The organism is Nocardia sp. Tas62D01 (genome assembly GCF_055232035.1).
On record NZ_JBUYUZ010000001.1, the window covers coordinates 3,302,796 to 3,320,801 of the forward strand.

Here is an 18,006-nt window from a genome sequence, read left to right on the forward strand (position 1 = left end):
CGACAGCATGGCAACAGTGCACTTCGACGGGGTGACGCATCTGTATCCCGGTGCGCCAACGCCTGCTGTCGACAGCCTGGACATCGATATCGCCGACGGGGAATTCATCGTCCTCGTCGGCCCATCGGGCTGTGGCAAGTCGACCAGCCTGCGAATGCTGGCCGGACTGGAATCGGTGGAAGCCGGCCGAATCCTCATCGGCGGCAAGGACGTCACCAGATTGCCGCCGCGCGCCCGCGACGTGGCGATGGTATTCCAGAGCTACGCGCTCTACCCGAACATGACCGTCGCCCAGAACATGGGCTTCGCCCTGCGCAATGCGGGCATGAACAAGGCCGACACCCTGATTCAGGTCCAAGAGGCCGCCAAGATGCTGGAGCTGGAACCGCTGCTGGGCCGCAAACCGGCGAAGCTGTCCGGTGGCCAGCGGCAGCGAGTTGCCATGGGCCGCGCCATCGTTCGCCGCCCCCAGGTGTTCTGCATGGACGAACCGCTGTCCAACCTGGACGCGAAACTGCGGGTGAGCACCCGTTCCCAGATCGCCGCGCTGCAGAAGCGGCTCGGCACCACCACCGTCTACGTGACCCACGATCAGGTCGAGGCCATGACCATGGGCGATCGGGTCGCGGTGCTGCGCGACGGCAAACTTCAGCAGATCGCCGCACCACGCGAGCTCTACGACAACCCGGTGAACACCTTCGTCGCGGGCTTCATCGGTTCCCCCGGCATGAACCTGCTGGACGCACCGGTGCGCGACAACGCCGCGGTCCTCGGCGACCTGCGAATTCCCCTACCGCACAGCGTGCAGACCGATCGCGTGGTGGTGGGTGTGCGCCCCGAATCGTGGGAAGTCACCACCGAACCCGACAGCCTCGCCGTCGCGGCCGAACTACTCGAAGAACTCGGCGCAGAGTCCTTTATATATAGCCACGGCATCACCGAACAGTGGAACAGCCGCTCCGGCAAGGTCGTAGCGCGGGTCGACCGCCGCTTCCAGGTCGCCCTCGGCGATCGCCTGCGGCTGCGCCCCAAGCTCGACGAGATCTTCTTCTTCGACAGCGCCACCGAGTTGCGCCTGCGCTGAGGGAGCCGCCCATCACCACGCCGGTGGTGATGGGCGCGCAAGGGTACTACCAGATCTTCACGCGCTCAGCCGGATCCAGGTACAGCTCGTCGCCGGGCTTGACGTCGAAGGCTTCGTGGAAGCTGTCGATATTGCGGACCACGGCGTTGCAGCGGAATTCGGGCGGGGAGTGCGGGTCGATGGCGAGGCGGCGAACGGCCTCCTCGGTGCGGGCCTTGGTGCGCCAGACCTGGGCCCAGCCGAAGAAGACGCGCTGCAGCCCGGTGAGGCCGTCGATCACCGGCGCCTCGGCGCCGTCGAGTGAAATCCGATAGGCGGCTAGGGCGATGGAGAGGCCGCCGAGATCGCCGATGTTCTCGCCGATGGTGAAATCGCCGTTCACGGTGTGCTCGTCGGGCAATCCCTTGGGCGAGAGCACGTTGTACTGGTCGATCAAAGCCTTTGTCCGCTTACCGAATTCGGTGCGGTCGTCGTCGGTCCACCAGTCGATCATGTTGCCGTCGCCGTCGTACTTGGCGCCCTGATCGTCGAAGCCGTGCCCGATCTCGTGGCCGATCACCGCGCCGATACCGCCGTAGTTGGCGGCGTCGTCGGCCTTCATATCGAAGAACGGCGGCTGCAGAATGGCCGCGGGGAAGACGATTTCGTTCATGCCCGGGTTGTAGTAGGCGTTCACCGTCTGCGGGGTCATGAACCATTCGTCGCGATCGACCGGGCCGCCGAGCTTGTTCAGGTCGTAGTCGTGGTCGGCGGCGTAGCCGCGGCGGTAGTTGCCGACCAGGTCTTCGGGATCGATCACGATGGCCGAGTAATCGCGCCACTTGCCCGGGTAGCCGATCTTCGGGGTGAACTTCTCCAGTTTGGTCAGCGCGGCCGCCCTGGTGTCGGGTCCCATCCAGTCCAGGTCGGCGATATTGGCCCGGTAGGCCTCCTGCAGGTTGGCGACCAGCTCCACCATCCGCGCCTTGGCCTCCGGCGGAAAGTGCTCGGCCACATACAGTTTGCCGACCACCTCACCGAGCAGGTCCTGCACCAGCGAGACGCCGCGCTTCCAGCGTTCCCGGTTCTCCTGGGCGCCGGTGAGGGTACGGCCGTAGAAGTCGAAGCTCGCCTCGACCAGCGCGTCGGTGAGATACGGTGCGCGCGAGCGGATCACTCGCCAGGCGGCCCAGGCCTGCCAGTCCGCCAACGACTCGGCGGCCCAGGTCTGGGCGAAGGTGCGCACATAATCCGGTTGGCGCACAACCACTTCCGCGAAGAGCTCTGGACCGGCGCCGGTGACGCCCTCGGCGAGGGCCGAGGTCCAAGCGGTCCAAGCGAATTCGGGGTGGTCGGCGGCCAGTGCGTCGAAGGTGGTCAGATTGTAGCTCAGTTCGGCGTCGCGGCGGCGTACCACGTCCCAGTGCCCGGCGGCAAGCTTGCGCTCCAGCTCGAACACCCGCTGCCCGACGGTGTCCAGGTCGTCCGGCAGCAGGCCCGCGACCTGCGGATCGGCGGCGGCCAGTGCGAACATGCGGCCGATGTGCTCAATGTACTTCGTACGGATCTCGGCGAATTCGTCCTGCCGGTAATAAGACTCGTCGGGCAGGCCGATCCCGGACTGGGAGGCATGCACCAGGTACCGGTTAGAGTTCTTGTCGTCGGTATCGACGTAGAAACCGACTGCGCCGCCGACGCCGGTGCGCTGCAACCGGCCGAGCAGCGCGGCGAAGGCGCGTCGATCGGCGACCTCCTTGATCGCCGCGAGTTCCATCGCGAGCGGCGCCAGCCCGACGGCCGCAACGTCCTCGGTGTTCATGAAGCTGGAGTACAGGTCGCCGATCTTGCACGCGTCACTACCCGGCTCGGGCTCCGACGCGGCGGCATGCTGGATGATCGTCTGCACGTCCAGCTCGGCCTGGTCGTACAACGTCCGGAAGGCGCCGTCGACCGCACGATCGGCCGGTATCTCGTAGGTGTCGAGCCAAGCGCCATTGACATGCGCGAACAGGTCGTCCTGCACCCGCACGGCCTCGTCGAGATAGGACAGATCAATACCGGAAGGACTGGTCAGCTCGGAAGTCACGATCTCCAGTATGCCGATCCGAGCGATCGGGTGCGGAGCGGTTTCAAGCGGGCAAAGCGCTGCGGTCGAACTCACCGGCGCGTGCGCCCGCTAGAAAGGCGTCCCACTCTGGGGGGGTGTAGGTGAGAGTGATGCTGCCGTGGCGGAGCGTGGTGTGGCTGCCGGCGGCGGTGAGCGCGGTCAAATCGCTGTGTGATCGCCCGCGGATAAGGGTGTCGAGGAACGAGGTCCATTCGCTCGCGGTGACGGTGATGATCGGCTCTTCAGCAGGACGGTTGGCCGGGTTACGGCGGTATTTGCTGTCACGGATGAGGACCGCATCACCATCGAACCGGACCTCGACGCATTGGTTGCCGTTGTTCGATCGGGTCGATGTGAACCAGTCGGTGAAAACCGACCGGGAGGTAGCGATGGTGGCCATGGGCAGCATTTTACACTCGGGCATACCGGTTGATCAGCGCCAATGACTCGGCACGATTCAATGACTGTTCCAGTGCGCGTACGTACGCGAAGCTCAGATCGCGCACCTGTTCCGGGTCGTCGACGGCGCCCCCGAACACCGCGCTCTCCGCCCAGCCGAAGGTCGGCAACTGCTCGCCCGCGAAATCGATCAGATGGAAGCTGGAGCCGCCGAGCACCGCGCCCGCTGTGGCGGCGAACGGGATCACCCGCAACTCGATGCTGTCGAGTTCGTCGAGCAGTCGGGCCAGATAGTTGAGCTGCCCGCGCAGCACTTCCGGCCCGCCGGTCTGCTGCAGCAGGGTGCCCTCGCCGATCGCCGCGGTCAGCTCGATTCGGTCACGTCCACGCAATCGCTCCTGACGCCGCATCCGGATGGCTACCAGCTGCTCGACCTGGACCGGGCGGATCATCACGTCGGCGCTGATCAGCGCGCGAGCGTAATCCTCGGTCTGCAGCAGGCCGGGCACGATCGAGCTGTCGTAGCTTCGGATGCTCTGCGCGCCGGACTCCATGCCGTAGAGGCGCTGCAGTTCCGGACCGATCAGCGCCGAGGACTTCGTCCACCAGCCACGCTGTTTACTGGCCTCCAGCAGCGCAAGCAGTTCTTCCTTCTCCTCGGCGTCCACCTCGAGCAGTGCCAGCACGGGGCCGATGGTGTTCGTGGTGAGCACTCGTCTGCCCTTCTCCACATGCGACCAGTTGGCCGGGGTGAAGCCGACGCGCTTGGCGAACGTGGCCGAATCGAAGCCCCGTTGTTCGCGCAATTCCCGCAGGCGCAGCACCAACTCCCAGCGGGCAACGGTGGGTGAGACGGGTGCCATGACAGGGATGGTACGCCCCGCAACTCACCGGCGTGTGACTATTGTCAAGTTAATTGTGCAGGTCTAGTCTCGAATTGAGCGGCCGATCCATCAATCACGTCGATCCACTCAGCATCGAGGCGAGGTTCGTCATGAGCGCGTCAGGTAGCTATGGGGTGTTCGGACGGGCCAACGTCCAGCCACTGACGGCCGCCCAGGATTACACGGCCGTGCAGGACGCCATCGCCCGCTGCCGTCGCTACCGCAAGGACCACGGCCTCTACGGTGTGGTGGATCCCGCACTCGGGCGAATCATGTTGGAAGTCGGCGCGGTCGGCGCGGTCGTCATGCCCGCGGTGCTCGGCAAACGGGTGCGTGAATCCCTGGTGGCCAGCGGGCTGCACCACGGTCCGATCATCGCGCATCCACGCTCGGGTCGCTGGACCTTCCTGACCGGTCCCACCGACAACTCATATCTGGACATGGCCCTGTTTTCCGACCTGTTCCGGGTCTGCGCCTCGGTCGCGCTGCCGGGCAGCCGCATCGTGCTGCCCTCGCCCGCCGACGAACACAGCATCTATCGCACCTGGATCGCTCTGCCCGAGCGCGACTTTCGCCCCGAACTCGCCGAGGTGGTCGCCGCGACCCGGGCCTGCTCTACCCGCTGAGTGCCGCTGGCGCGACGGTCAGCGGGTGGGCGTCGGCTGCGGAGTGATGGTCACGCTGTAGCGGTTCTCCAATGTCTGATTCCACTCCCGCGTGCACTGATCGATCTTGGCTTGATCGCTGCCCGCCTTGTTCATGCAGTCGACGTAGTCCTTGGTGCCGGAGTTGACGAACAAGCTCCAGCCGATCACCGACAGCAGGATCGCGCCGGCCAACCCGAGCGCGCCGAGAATCAGACCGGCAACGGCCATGCCGGTACCACCGGAGCTCCCCGAGCGCGCCTTCCCAAAGGCGATGAGGCCGAAGATGATGGCGAGGGCGCCGAACAGGTAGCCGCCGACCAGGGTCCAACAACTCAGCAGGGCAAGGATGCCGAGGACGAGCGCAGTGATCGCGAGGCCCTTGCGCTTGGGCGACTCCTGCCAGTAGCCGGGCTGTCCCGGGTACTGCCCCGGCGGGGGATACTGACCGGGCGGCGGGTATTGGCCGCCCGGCGGCGGGTATTGGCCGCCCGGCGGCGGATACTGGCCGCCCGGCGGCGGATACTGGCCGCCCGGCGGCGGATACTGCGACATGGACTTCCTCTCAGTCCGGCGGTGTGCCCATACGGCATTCCCCTACTGATCGCCCTCCCTACGCAGGGATGTTAATGCCGCGCCGGCTATTGGGCGCCCAGCCGCGCGTGCATCTCCCACACCAGAATTTCCGAGGGCCTGTGCGCGATGACCCGTTGGCCACCGGACCTGGTCAGGCGCACGGCGTCACCCTCGTACAGTGCGCCGACGCCTTCCATCTCCACCTCACCGCGCGCGACGAACAGGTGCAGGTAAGGCGCGTCGGGCAGGTCGATCACCTGCTCGGCGTCGTCGGGCTCCGAACCCGCCATCCTGGCCACATGCAGCGCGGAATGACTGCTGGCGATGGCGATGGCGGTCCGGTCGCGATAGCGCGGCAGGCCCGAGGCCACCGTCACCAGGCCACCGCCCGCGAGTTCGTCATCGATTTCGAGTTGCTCGTAGCCCGGGGTCAGCCCAGGCTCATCCGGCACCACCCACATCTGCACGAAATGCACGGGCTCGTCGTGTTCGGAGCCGGCATTGTCGAGACGCCAGGAGTCGTTCTTCTCCGAGTGCAGGATTCCGGTGCCCGCGCTCATCCGCTGTGCCAGCCCGGGATAGATGACACCGCTGTGGCCGAGCGAATCCTGGTGCACCAGGCTGCCGTCGAGCACCCACGTCACGATCTCCATATCCCGGTGAGGATGGGTATCGAAGCCTTGACCAGGGGAAACAATGTCCTCGTTATTGACGAGCAGCAGGCCGTGGTGGGTGTTGTCGGGGTCGTAGTGCTCTCCGAAGGAGAACGAGTGCTTCGAATCCAGCCACGACACGCGCGTTTTCATGCGGTCGCCGCCACGATGGATATCGATGTGTGGTGTCGTGAGTGTGGACATCATGGTCCTCCTCTCGGGACCGTGCACCGATCGCCTTTCAGGGTAGGAGCACTTCAGTCGCGGTACTCCGAATTCCTAGTAAATTGTCCTGCACTCGGCATTTTACGCGAGCGACCAGCAGGTGAACGGTAGGCGAGCAGAACCAACCGGTACGGCGCATCGGTGGGCGGTCCGTCTCGATATCGGTCGAGACGGTCCGCCCATTCGAGTGTCGGGCTTCGTAACATAATGTGCTCCAACGGAACCGGAGGTGACGGCAAGATGCGGCCCGAAGTGCTCGCAGGCATCGAGCGGCACCTTCGCGACTAGGCGCAACGCGACGACATCACCGATTTCGTCGTCGGTGTGGCGGTGTTCCGTGACCGCAAACTGCTGGTGGTGCGGCGGGTACCGGACGACTACCGCGGCGGGATGTTCGAACTGCCCGGCGGCGGCGTCGAAGCCGGGGAAACGTTCGCCGAATGTGTGGTGCGGGAACTGTTCGAGGAGACCGGGTTGCGGGTGCGCCGGATCACCGAGTTCCTCGGCGGGTTCGACTACGCCACCAGAACCAAGGCCAGGGTGCGCAAGTACAGCTTCGTGGTGCAGGTGGAGCCGGGCGAGGTGGCGTTGGCGCCGGGTGAGCACGACGCGTTCGCGTGGATCGACGCCACCGCCCTCGACGACTTGCCGATGGCTCCAGACATGCGCGAAGCGGTCAGCTCGCTGATCAGCTGAACTTTATTTGGCATAGCTGAATTGGCAGCCACCCGTCCGCGGGCTGCGCGGTAGCCTCACGGCGTGTCTACTGGTCGCTCCGAACGCTCCATGCCCGCGGACGAGCGGCCGGTATCGCTGCGGACCGCGCTGCGGGAAAGCCCCGGGGTGCTGCGCTTGGCATCGGTGCGGTTCGCCGGGCAATTCGGCGACGGCATGTTTCAGGCGGCGCTGTCGGGCGCCATTCTGTTCAACCCCGAGCGGGAGACAGATCCGCTCGCCATCGCGGCGGCCTTCGCGGTGTTGCTGCTGCCGTACTCGTTGATCGGTCCGTACGCCGGGGCGTTGCTGGACCGCTGGGACCGGCGCGCGGTGCTGCTGGTCGCCAATGTGTTGCGGGCGGTGCTGATCGGCGCAGTGAGCGTCGGACTGTTGGTGGGCGCTGGCGAGAAACCGCTACTGCTGCTGGCCCTCGCCGTGGTCGGGATCAGCAGGTTCGTGCTCGCGGGCGTGTCCGCGGCGCTGCCCAGGGTGCTGGACCAGCACTGGCTGGTGCCCGCGAATTCGGTGCTCGCCACGGTGGCCTCCGCCTGTGCTGGGATCGGGGCCGCCGCCTCGGTATCGATCATCGACCTGATCGGCGCCGGTGATTTCGCCTCCGCGGTCGCGGTCGCGATCAGCGGCATCTGGTCGGTGCTCGGCGCGGTCCTCGCGACCGGGTTCGGCGCCAAGGTACTCGGCCCGGAAGCCAGGTCCTCGACCAGGGAAAGCACGCTGCGTGCCATCGCCACTGGGCTGCGTACCGGCGCGACGGCGGTCTGGGGATCGATTCAGGTCACCACCGCCATGCTCGGCATCGGTGCGCATCGGATCGTGTTCGGCATCAACACCCTGATCATGGTGCTTGTGCTGCGCCAGGCTCCGACCGATGGAGCCGGCATGAACAACGGTCTGACCCGATTCGGGGTCGCCATCGGCGCCACCGCGGCAGGCATGCTGGTGGCCGCCATCGCCGCACCCTTTCTGATACCGCGCCTCGGGCGGCCTCGGACGGTGATCGCCGGTCTGCTGACCGCGACGCTCGTCCAATTGACGCTGGTCACGCCGACCGCTGTCGCGGCGCCGGGGGACGGCGCACACCGGGCGCATCAATTGCTGCTCGTCGGTGCCTTCCTGTTCGGATTGGCGGGACAGACGATCAAACTCACCGGCGATGCGACTATGCAGATAGATATCGATGACACCAGGCGCGGTCAGGTATTCGCGCTGCAGGACACCGTCTTCAATATCGCGTTCGTGCTGGCGATCGCGATCAGCGCGCTGCTGATCCCGGCGGACGGGCGGTCGGTGGCGGTGGTACTGGCGGGCGCCGGAATCTACGGCGCCGGAATGGTGGCCATCGCGTTCAATTCGCGGCGCACACCGGTCACGAAATGAACGACTCGCCGATCCGGCGGTCGTCGAGATTCGCCGATCGGGTGGTGTCTTCGGCCGAGGCGGCCCGATGGTCGTGCAAGGCGCCGACCTGGTCGAGCGTTGCCTGCTGATCGGACCATGACGCCGGATGATTCAGCGGCGCACCGGGATCATCGACCGGCGACGCACCGGAATCCGAGATCTGCGTGCCGAACTCTTGGGCGACAACATGTTCCGGCGCTGCGCCGAACTCCGGCCCCGGATCGGTGCGCACGATCCAGTCGAGCGGCTCGCTGCCCGCATCGGACTCGGCGCCGGTGATCAAGTGATCCCAGATGCCGAAGCCGGAAGGGTCAGTATAGAAGTGGTCGAGCACGCCGTCGTCATCTAGATCCAGCCCGACCACGTCGGCGACGCCGGTGCCATGCGGTTCCCACATCACGTCGTCGGCCAGGCCGTCGCCGTCGAAATCCAGTTGCACGGCATCGGGAATGCCCGAGGTGGTCAGCTCCAGATTCGCCTGTGACGACCAGGCGTGCACCGTGCCGTCACCCGTCCCGAACACGTACTCGATCTCGTTCATATCTCCTTGGACGCAACGACCGTGGCCGCGGTTCCCTCCCGCGGCGGATCAATTCCATCAGCCCGCCGTCCCGCATTCGGCGATGGTGGTCCGGTAAGTTGATCTCTCGCGACTCGAATCGACAGGGAGGCATCGACGGATGGCATTGCTGCCGAGGGGGTCACGGACATCCATTCCCCTTCCCCGCGAAGTGACGACAGAACCGCCGCAGACGTGACATCCCGAGTCGGAATCGAATCCCCCTGCGCGCCAGCCCTGTTCGGCGTGCTGCTGGCCGGACTGCTCGCCGTGCCGACGCCAGTCGCTCAGGCGGCGCCGTTTCCGTGGGCGCCACCGCCGGTGAACAGCTGCGGCGAGACCGGCTTCGACCCGTTGAACCGCGAGCCGGACCCGAACGCACCGCCACCGCCGCCCCTGCCGCCGCAGATCGATATCCCGGTGCCGATTCCCGAGATCACGCCGATCCCGGTTCCCGATCCGCCGCAGGACAACACCCGGATCAATCCGGAGCCGCTGCCTACGGACCCGTGCCGCAATCCGTGCCCCGATATTCGCGATTCGCCGAAGCCGCCGGAACCGGCTTCCGACACCGACCCCGAACCGCACCCCGGACCCGCTCCGACACCAGAGAGCGGCTCGGGTTCGGGCACCGGCTCCGGCATCGGCACCGGCTCGGGCTCCGGCATCGGCAGTGGCTCGGGCTCCGGCAGTGGCTCGGGCTCCGGCAGTGGCTCGGGCTCCGGCAGTGGCTCGGGCTCCGGCAGTGGGTCCGGCTCCGGCAGTGGGTCCGGCTCCGGATCAGGGTCTGGAGGTCCGTTCACGTTGCCGCGCATCGAGATCCGGCCCGAGATCGAGCCCATACCGTTTCCGGTGCCCGGTGGCAAGGGCGAACCGCCGCAGCCGGCGCCGCCGCAGGTGGTGCACCCGGCCGAACCCGGGCCGCTCGCCGCCGCCGTTGCCGCGCCGCATGTCGACTCGGTGCGGCTGGTCGGTCAGTTGACCGGGCACGGTTCGCAGAATCGCACCGATATGCGCTGGCAGGTGGACGGCACCGATCTCGGCCTGATGTGGGAGACCAAGCCGGGTGAGGTCGCGGTCGTCTTCGGCGACACCTTCGGCTCCGGCTGGGGTGGCGGCGGCGCCGGTGGTGACAACCAGGATTGGCGCAGCAATGTGCTGGGCTACAGCACCGACCGCGACCTGTCCGACGGGCTGACCATCGATACGATGGTGCAGGACAGCCGCTGCCATGCCGCCGAACTGCTCGGCAGCCGCAAGATCAAGAACTGGGAGACGACCACCATCCCGACCTCCGGGTTCGCGATCGGCAATCGCCAGTACCTGAGCTACATGTCGGTGAACCGGTGGAGCCGAATCCCCGGCATGTGGACGACCAACTACGGCGGCCTGGCCTACTCCGACGACGACGGCCGCACCTGGACCAAAGATCAGCATGCCAAGTGGGACAACTTCTTCGGCCTCGGCCGCTTCCAGGTCGCGGCCATGGTGCCGCAGGGTGACTACGTCTACATGTTCGGCACACCCAACGGCCGTGTCGGCGTGATCGGGCTGGCCAGGGTGCCGAAGGCCGAGGTGCTCAACAAGTCGGCCTATCAGTACTGGGTTGGCGGCACCTGGGCGCCCGCGGCCGAAAACCAGGCCACCCCTTTGGTTCTCGGAATGGCCAGCGAACTGTCGGTGCGCTTCGATCAGGCATCGAGGCAGTGGCAGATGGTCTATCTCGATTCGGCGCGGGGCGCGATCGTAATGCGCACGTCGGCGACGCCACAGGGAGCGTGGACCGAAGGGGTGCCGCTGGTCTCGACCAACGATTACCCGAAGTCCTACGGCGGCTTCATCCATCCGTGGTCGACCGATAAGGACCTGTACTTCACCATTTCGTCGTGGGACAGCTACAACGTGTATCTCATGCACGCCGAGCTCGATCCGCCGCGCTGATCGCGATCGGGTCGGCGCAACGGCGATTCGGTATGGTGCACATGTGATCGACCAGCGCATATCCATTCAGGACGGGCGGCTCCGGTGACAGGCAGCGCGCCCGCGCGCCCGGCGGACGGACCGGGCTGGCAGTTCTGGATCGATCGTGGCGGCACCTTTACCGACGTGGTGGCCCGGCGACCCGACGGCAGGGTCGTCACCCACAAACTGCTCTCGGAGAACCCGGCGCGCTATGACGACTCGGCGGTGGCGGGCATCCGCGAAATCCTCGCGGACGCAGGCCAAGGCGACGCCGACATCGAAGCCGTCCGGATGGGCACCACGGTCGCTACCAACGCCCTGCTCGAACGCAAGGGCGAGCGTACCGTTCTGGTGATCACCCAGGGGTTCCGCGACGCATTGCGCATCGCCTACCAGAATCGCCCGCAGATCTTCGCGCGGGAGATCGTGCTGCCGGAACTGTTGCACGAGCAGGTGATCGAGGTGGATGAACGCGTCACGGCGGATGGCACGGTGCTGACACCGCCGAACCTGGACGCCCTCGCCGACGCACTGAAACCGTTGTACGACAGCGGTATTCGTGCCATCGCCGTGGTCTGCATGCATTCACACCTGTATCCCGCGCACGAACAGGCGATCGGCCGCGTCGCCCGCGATATCGGATTTCCGCAGATCTCGCTGTCCAGCGAGGTCAGCCCACTGATGAAACTGGTGCCGCGCGGGGACACCACGGTGGTGGACGCTTACCTCTCGCCGGTGCTGCGCCGTTATGTTCAGCAGGTCGCCGACCAGCTCACGGGCGTGCGACTGATGTTCATGCAGTCCAATGGCGGACTCACCGAGGCAGGACAGTTCCGCGGTAAGGACGCCATCCTGTCCGGTCCGGCGGGCGGCATCGTCGGCATGGTGCGAATGTCCGAACTCGCCGGATTCGACCGCGTCATCGGCTTCGATATGGGCGGAACCTCCACGGACGTCTCGCATTTCGCTGGCGAATACGAGCGAGTCTTCACCACCCAGATCGCCGGGGTCCGGCTACGCGCGCCGATGCTCGATATCCACACCGTCGCGGCGGGCGGCGGCTCGATCCTGCACTTCGACGGCAGCCGCTACCGCGTCGGCCCGGATTCCGCGGGTGCGGTGCCGGGACCCGCGTGTTATCGCGGCGGCGGACCGCTGACCGTCACCGACGCCAACGTGATGCTCGGACGCATCCAATCCGACTACTTTCCAAGGGTTTTCGGTCCGAGCGGAAATGAATCGCTCGACGATGCGCTCGTGCGCGACCGATTCGCGGAACTGGCCAGCGAAATCGCCAAGAGCACCGGTGACGACCGCACCCCGGAACAGGTCGCCGAGGGCTACCTCGAGATCGCGGTCGCCAATATCGCCGCCGCGATCAAGCGGATCTCGGTGCAGAAGGGCCACGATGTCACCCGGTACGCGCTGACCACCTTCGGCGGTGCGGGCGGCCAACTCGCCTGCAAGGTGGCCGATTCCCTCGGCATCCGCACCGTGGTGGTGCCGCCGATGGCCGGTGTGCTCTCCGCGCTCGGCATCGGTCTAGCCGATACCACCGCCATGCGTGAGCGATCGGTGGAGTTGCCGCTGCGCGATGCGTCGATGCCGCGCGTCGTCGAGATCGCCGACGATCTGGAGGCCATCGCCCGCGCCGAACTACTCGGTGAAGATGTGCCAGTCCACCGGGTCCGCGTCGTGCGCCGCGCCCAGCTGCGCTATGACGGCACCGACACCACGCTGACCGTAGAACTCACCGAACCGGCCAGAATGGCAACGGATTTCGTCGAACGCCACCGCAACACCTATTCCTTCGTGCTCGATCGCCCGATTGTCATCGAGGCGCTTTCGGTCGAGGCGACCGGGCTCACCGAACCACCCGACCTCGCCGATCTGGCCAGGCCACTCGCGGCCACCAGCGAGCCGGAGGCCGTGCGGCTACACACCGACGGCACTTGGCGTCACGTATTGCTTTACCGGCGTGCGGAATTGGTGCCCGGCAGGGCGGTGCGCGGGCCCTCCATCATCACCGAGGACAACTCCACCACGGTTGTCGACGACGGCTGGCAGGCGGTGGTGAACGATCTCGGGCATCTGATCATGGAACGGGTCGCGGTGGCGACCGGACCGCAGGCGGGTGCTGTGCCGATGGGGGCGTCCGCGGGGCCCTCCATGGTTACGCAGGCTGCCTCCTCCGGGCCCGTCGCTCCCGCCACCGAAGCGGATCCGGTGCTGCTGGAGGTCTTCAACAATCTGTTCATGTCCATCGCCGAACAGATGGGCGCGCGGCTGGAGTCGACCGCACAATCGGTCAATATCAAAGAGCGCCTGGACTTCTCGTGCGCGCTCTTCGATCCCGACGGCAATCTCGTCGCCAACGCGCCACATATTCCGGTACATCTCGGATCGATGGGTACCAGCGTCAAGGAGGTCATCCGGCGCAGGCAATCCGGGGAGACCATGCGCACTGGCGACACCTATGCGGTCAACGATCCCTACCACGGCGGCACCCATCTGCCCGATGTCACGGTGATCACGCCGGTATTCGACACCGCGGGCACCCAGATCCTCTTCTATGTCGCCTCGCGCGGCCATCACGCCGAGATCGGCGGCATCGCCCCCGGCTCGATGCCAGCGAACAGCCGTCGCATCGAGGAGGAGGGCGTCATCTTCGACAACTGGCTGCTCGTCGAGAACGGCCGGTTCCGGGAAGCGGAGATCTTCCGGTTGCTCACCGAAGCGCCGTACCCGTCCCGCAATCCGGCCACCAATCTCGCCGATCTGCGTGCGCAGATCGCCGCCAACGCCAAGGGTGTCGACGAGGTCAGGAAGATGATCGAGCACTTCGGGCTCGACGTCGTCGAGGCGTATATGCGTCATGTGCAGGACAATGCGGAGGAATCGGTGCGCCGCGTCATCGACGCGCTCGACGGCGGCGAGTACGCCTACGAGACCGATCTCGGCGCCGTCATTCACGTCCGGGTCACGGTTGATCGGGAATACCGCAGCGCCACCATAGATTTCAGCGGAACCTCGGCACAGCTCGACGGTAATTTCAACGCGCCCTATGCTGTGGCGAACGCGGCGGTCCTGTACGTCTTCCGCACGCTGGTCGCAGACGATATCCCGCTCAACGACGGCTGCCTGCGCCCGCTGCGGATCATCGTGCCGCCCGGCTCGATGCTCGCGCCCGAACCGCCCGCCGCGGTCGTCGCTGGCAATGTCGAGACCTCTCAGGCGATCACCGGCGCGCTGTACGCGGCGCTCGGGGTGCAGGCCGAGGGATCGGGCACGATGAACAACGTCACCTTCGGCAACGACCGCAGCCAATACTACGAGACGATCGGCTCCGGTTCCGGTGCGGGCGAGGGCTTCGACGGCGCGCCCGTGGTCCAGACCCATATGACCAACTCCCGGCTCACCGACCCGGAGGTGCTGGAATGGCGGCTGCCGGTGCTGCTCGAGGAATTCTCGGTGCGCACGGGCAGCGGTGGCACGGGTCGATGGCACGGCGGTGACGGTGCCGTGCGCCGACTGCGGTTCACCGAGGCGGTGACGGTATCGACGCTGTCGAGTCACCGTCGGGTACCGCCCTATGGTATGGCGGGCGGTGCGCCGGGGGGCATGGGCCGCAACCGCATCGAGCGTGCGGACGGCACGGTGCAGGAGCTGCGCGGCGCGGATTCGGCACAGCTCGATTCCGGCGATGTGCTGGTCATCGAGACGCCCGGCGGTGGCGGGTACGGCAGAGTGATGTAGCTCACGTTCAAGAGTGTCACGCCGGAAAGGGGACAACTGTCCGATGGACATGAACGACACCAACAACGTATTGCTGGCTGGAGCGAGCGGCGTGTTGGGCGGCCATATCGCCGCCGCGCTGAAGCAGTCCGGCTACACCGTGATCTCGCTGCCCCGCGGCGCGGACGCCGATGTCCGAGCCGATCTGATGAATCGTGACCAACTGTTGCGCGCGGTCGAGGGCCGCACGATCGACACCGTGGTGCATGCCGCGACGGCACTGCGCAAGGCGCCGATGCGGCACAAGGACATGTACGCCACCAACGATCTGCGGGTCACCGGCACCGCCAACCTGATGGCGGCCGCACGCGCGGACACCTCGCTCCGGTGTACAGCTTCGAGACGTTCGCGCGGGAAGTCGATCCCGGTGTCCGGCGTCATACGCGACCCGATATTCGGCTACCGGTCTCCCCATTCGCCATCCGGCATTCGCCGTCCGGCACCGGTAGCCGCCACAGGTTTGCGGCAAGCATATCCGTCATGCGTCATGCGTCGACAGACCGTGCGCGCTCACCTGCTCGGCACGAATAGCAACTCAGCAGGGATAGACCTGGACCTCGGCTGCTTTCACCGCGAAGTGAACCCACCGGCCTGGAGTCAGGTCGAGCTCCGCGACCGCGGCGGGGGTTACGTCGGCGACCAGGCCCGCTGAGCCGTCGGACCGATCCGCCGCCTGTACCCGGACGATGCCGCCGCGATCTGTGAGCTCGGCGATTTGGACGCCGAAAGTGTTTCGGGGGCTGCCTTCCGGTAGTTCCCGGTACACGGAGACCGCGGTGGGGGAGAAGACCGCCGCCGCGCGTCCGGCGGGCACCCAGGCACGATCGGCTCGACCGTGTACCGCCACGTCGTCGGTGTGCACCACGCCCTCGACCCAGTTCGCTTCCGAACCACCAGTTCCTGAACCGTCGAGCACGGACCCTCCGGCCTTACCGACGATCAGATTGACACCGGCAACCCGCGCCGCGAACGCACTGCGCGGCCGCGCGAGCACAGCGGCGACGAGCCCGGACTCGACAACGCGGCCCGACTCGATCACCACCAGCCGATCGGCCAAGGTCAGCGCGTCGATGATGTCGTGGGTCACCAGCACGGCACCACGCTCGCCCACCCCGGAAGCCCCTGCCATCGGCTCGCGCAACACTCGCCGCAGCAAGGCCCGCATCACCGGTGCCATCGCCACATCCAGCGCGGCCATCGGCTCGTCCAACAGCAGCAGCCGAGGATCGACCGCCAACGCCCTGGCCAGCGCCACCCGCTGCGCCTGCCCACCAGAGAGTTCACCCGGCCTGCGCGATGCCAGATCCACGGCGTCGACGGCGGTCAGCCACTGCCATGCCACCTCGCGGGCGGCTCCAGCGGCCAGTCCTGCGCTGCGCGGCCCGAACGCGACATTTTGCGCGACGGTCAAATGCGGAAACAGCATCGCCTCCTGCGCCAGCAGCGATACTCCGCGCCGATAGGGCGGTACGGCCACGTCTTTCGCCGTGTCGGTCAGGGTGCGTCCGGACAATCGGACGTGCCCCGAGTCCGGTCGCACCAACCCGGCGACGATCTCCAATAATGTCGACTTACCCGCGCCGTTGGGCCCCAGCACGGCAAGGACTTCGCCCGCCGCCACCTCGATCTCCACGTCCAAGTCTCGGTCGGCCAGTCGGGCCGCGACCACCAGCCCCGCCCCGGATCCTGTCGGCCAGTCGTGCCCGTCGTTGGGAGTTTCCTTGTGCCGCTGCAGATATCGCCTCACCGCGAGTCCTCCGCTCGACGACCGCGCGGCGTCGGTCGGCGCGGGTGTCCGTCCCGCGGGCGCGTCCGGGCGCGCGTCGTTCGCGGACGCCGGGTCGGCGAGTCCGGCGCTACCCTGCGCAAGGTTCTTCTCGTCGTTCGGGTCGGACACCGCGTATCCACGCGAACCCCAGTCACATCGAAGAGCCGCGCGGAGCCGAATTGCGTTGCAGCATCCCGTCTCAGTGCTGATCCGCCCTGTCTCAGTGCCGATCCGCCCCGTGTCAGTGCCGATCGACGCACCGCACAGTCGCACGCGGGATGTCGCGGAGAACGGGCACTACGCGTTGGCATTCGACGAGTCGGCGCCTGCACGTGCACCAACGGATTCGGGCAGTGCATCATCCACCACCCCCGACTCCGCTGACCGCAACAGCACCACGCCTCCCTGCGATCCGGCCCACCTTCCAACCACTCCGCAGCGCCGTCCCCGGGCCCGGCATCATGCCCGGGCGCCGGTAGGCGACCAGCACGATCAGCACTGCCACCACGACCAGCAGCAGCGAGAGCGCCACGGCCGCATCAGGATCCGCCTCCCGCTCCAGATATATCTCCAGCGGCAGTGTGCGAGTTCGGCCCTGCAGGCTGCCCGCGAAGGTGAGGGTCGCGCCGAATTCGCCGAGGGCGCGGGCGAAGGACAGAACGGCTCCGGAGATCAGTGCGCGGCGCAGCAGGGGGAGGGTGACGCGCCGCCAGACGGTCGTCGGGCGGGCGCCAAGGGTGGCGGCGATGTCCTCGTAGCGGCTGCCCGCGGTGCGCATCGCCGCCTCCAGGGTGAGCACCAGGAAGGGCAGTGCGACGAAGGTCTGCGCCAGCACCACCGCCGTTGTGCTGAAGGCGATGTGGATACCTGCCATCTCGAGGTGCTTGCCGATCAAGCCCTGTCTGCCGAAGGTGTAGAGCAGTGCGATGCCGCCGACCACCGGCGGTAATACCAGGGGCAGCAACACCATTGCCCGTAGTAGCGGCAGCCCGCGCCACCGCGTCCTCGCCAGCACGGCGGCCATCGGCACGCCGAGCACCACACACAGCAGGGTGCTTGCGGTGGCCGTGCGCACGCTCAACCACAGCGCGTCCTGAGATGCGGCTGTGCTCACCGAGGCGAGAAACCTCGACCATTCGACGCTGTAGGCCAACGCCACCAGCGGAACCACGACTAGCGCGAACCCGATCGCGGCGGGCGCGAGCAGCCAGCGCGGCAGTCCGGTACTCACCGGTCGT

15 protein-coding genes are annotated in these 18,006 nt (G+C 66.7%); 7 read left to right on the plus strand and 8 right to left on the minus strand.

Features of this window, described 5'->3' with window-relative positions:
* Positions 1-7: 7 nt before the first annotated feature.
* Positions 8-1,084 (plus strand): ABC transporter ATP-binding protein, encoded by a 1,077-nt coding sequence (locus ACV7NQ_RS16140; RefSeq protein ID WP_463360416.1) that lies wholly within the window; start codon positions 8-10, stop codon positions 1,082-1,084.
* Between the two features lie 46 nt (positions 1,085-1,130).
* Here the strand turns inward: ACV7NQ_RS16140 and ACV7NQ_RS16145 are convergent, their stop codons facing one another.
* The 3 genes from ACV7NQ_RS16145 to ACV7NQ_RS16155 are packed head-to-tail and all read right to left on the minus strand — an operon-like array spanning position 1,131 to position 4,432.
* The gene (locus ACV7NQ_RS16145) at positions 1,131-3,158 is read right to left on the minus strand and encodes a M13 family metallopeptidase (protein WP_463365692.1); all 2,028 of its coding nucleotides are present in this window, start codon (positions 3,156-3,158) and stop codon (positions 1,131-1,133) included.
* Between the two features lie 34 nt (positions 3,159-3,192).
* Complete coding sequence (locus ACV7NQ_RS16150) at positions 3,193-3,570, minus strand: DUF397 domain-containing protein (protein WP_463360417.1); 378 nt, start codon at positions 3,568-3,570, stop codon at positions 3,193-3,195.
* 10 nt (positions 3,571-3,580) lie between these two features.
* Complete coding sequence (locus ACV7NQ_RS16155; protein ID WP_463360418.1) at positions 3,581-4,432, minus strand: Scr1 family TA system antitoxin-like transcriptional regulator; 852 nt, start codon at positions 4,430-4,432, stop codon at positions 3,581-3,583.
* A 131-nt stretch (positions 4,433-4,563) separates the two neighbouring features.
* Here ACV7NQ_RS16155 and ACV7NQ_RS16160 point away from each other — a divergent pair, with 131 nt between their 5' ends.
* Positions 4,564-5,079, plus strand: coding sequence for a hypothetical protein (locus tag ACV7NQ_RS16160; RefSeq protein WP_463360419.1), 516 nt, complete (start codon positions 4,564-4,566; stop codon positions 5,077-5,079).
* A gap of 18 nt (positions 5,080-5,097) precedes the next feature.
* Here the strand turns inward: ACV7NQ_RS16160 and ACV7NQ_RS16165 are convergent, their stop codons facing one another.
* Positions 5,098-5,652, minus strand: coding sequence for a DUF4190 domain-containing protein (locus ACV7NQ_RS16165; protein ID WP_463360420.1), 555 nt, complete (start codon positions 5,650-5,652; stop codon positions 5,098-5,100).
* A gap of 86 nt (positions 5,653-5,738) precedes the next feature.
* A complete protein-coding gene (locus tag ACV7NQ_RS16170) occupies positions 5,739-6,530 on the minus strand; it encodes a pirin family protein (protein ID WP_463360421.1) in 792 nt (263 codons plus the stop codon).
* A 345-nt stretch (positions 6,531-6,875) separates the two neighbouring features.
* Here ACV7NQ_RS16170 and ACV7NQ_RS16175 point away from each other — a divergent pair, with 345 nt between their 5' ends.
* Both ACV7NQ_RS16175 and ACV7NQ_RS16180 read left to right on the plus strand, forming a co-directional pair.
* A complete protein-coding gene (locus tag ACV7NQ_RS16175) occupies positions 6,876-7,247 on the plus strand; it encodes an NUDIX hydrolase (RefSeq protein WP_463360422.1) in 372 nt (123 codons plus the stop codon).
* A 90-nt stretch (positions 7,248-7,337) separates the two neighbouring features.
* A complete protein-coding gene (locus ACV7NQ_RS16180) occupies positions 7,338-8,663 on the plus strand; it encodes an MFS transporter (RefSeq protein WP_463365693.1) in 1,326 nt (441 codons plus the stop codon).
* Here ACV7NQ_RS16180 and ACV7NQ_RS16185 read toward each other — a convergent pair.
* Positions 8,653-9,225, minus strand: a complete 573-nt coding sequence (locus tag ACV7NQ_RS16185) for a hypothetical protein (RefSeq protein ID WP_463360423.1) — start codon at positions 9,223-9,225, stop codon at positions 8,653-8,655. The genes ACV7NQ_RS16180 and ACV7NQ_RS16185 overlap by 11 nt on opposite strands.
* 213 nt (positions 9,226-9,438) lie before the next feature.
* On the opposite strand from ACV7NQ_RS16185, the gene ACV7NQ_RS16190 reads away from it, so the two are divergent.
* The 3 genes from ACV7NQ_RS16190 to ACV7NQ_RS16200 all read left to right on the plus strand — a co-directional run bounded on the left by ACV7NQ_RS16190 (position 9,439) and on the right by ACV7NQ_RS16200 (position 15,652).
* Positions 9,439-11,184 (plus strand): DUF4185 domain-containing protein, encoded by a 1,746-nt coding sequence (locus ACV7NQ_RS16190; RefSeq protein WP_463360424.1) that lies wholly within the window; start codon positions 9,439-9,441, stop codon positions 11,182-11,184.
* An 84-nt stretch (positions 11,185-11,268) separates the two neighbouring features.
* Positions 11,269-14,961: a hydantoinase B/oxoprolinase family protein gene (locus tag ACV7NQ_RS16195; RefSeq protein ID WP_463360425.1), complete on the plus strand. Its 3,693-nt coding sequence runs from the start codon at positions 11,269-11,271 to the stop codon at positions 14,959-14,961.
* A 43-nt stretch (positions 14,962-15,004) separates the two neighbouring features.
* Positions 15,005-15,652, plus strand: a complete 648-nt coding sequence (locus ACV7NQ_RS16200; protein WP_463360426.1) for an NAD-dependent epimerase/dehydratase family protein — start codon at positions 15,005-15,007, stop codon at positions 15,650-15,652.
* Here ACV7NQ_RS16200 and ACV7NQ_RS16205 read toward each other — a convergent pair.
* A complete protein-coding gene (locus ACV7NQ_RS16205) occupies positions 15,536-16,672 on the minus strand; it encodes a sulfate/molybdate ABC transporter ATP-binding protein (protein WP_463365694.1) in 1,137 nt (378 codons plus the stop codon). The two genes, ACV7NQ_RS16200 and ACV7NQ_RS16205, sit on opposite strands and share 117 nt — an antisense overlap.
* A gap of 454 nt (positions 16,673-17,126) precedes the next feature.
* Positions 17,127-17,999 (minus strand): ABC transporter permease, encoded by an 873-nt coding sequence (locus ACV7NQ_RS16210; protein WP_463360427.1) that lies wholly within the window; start codon positions 17,997-17,999, stop codon positions 17,127-17,129.
* Between the last annotated feature and the right edge of the window lie 7 nt (positions 18,000-18,006).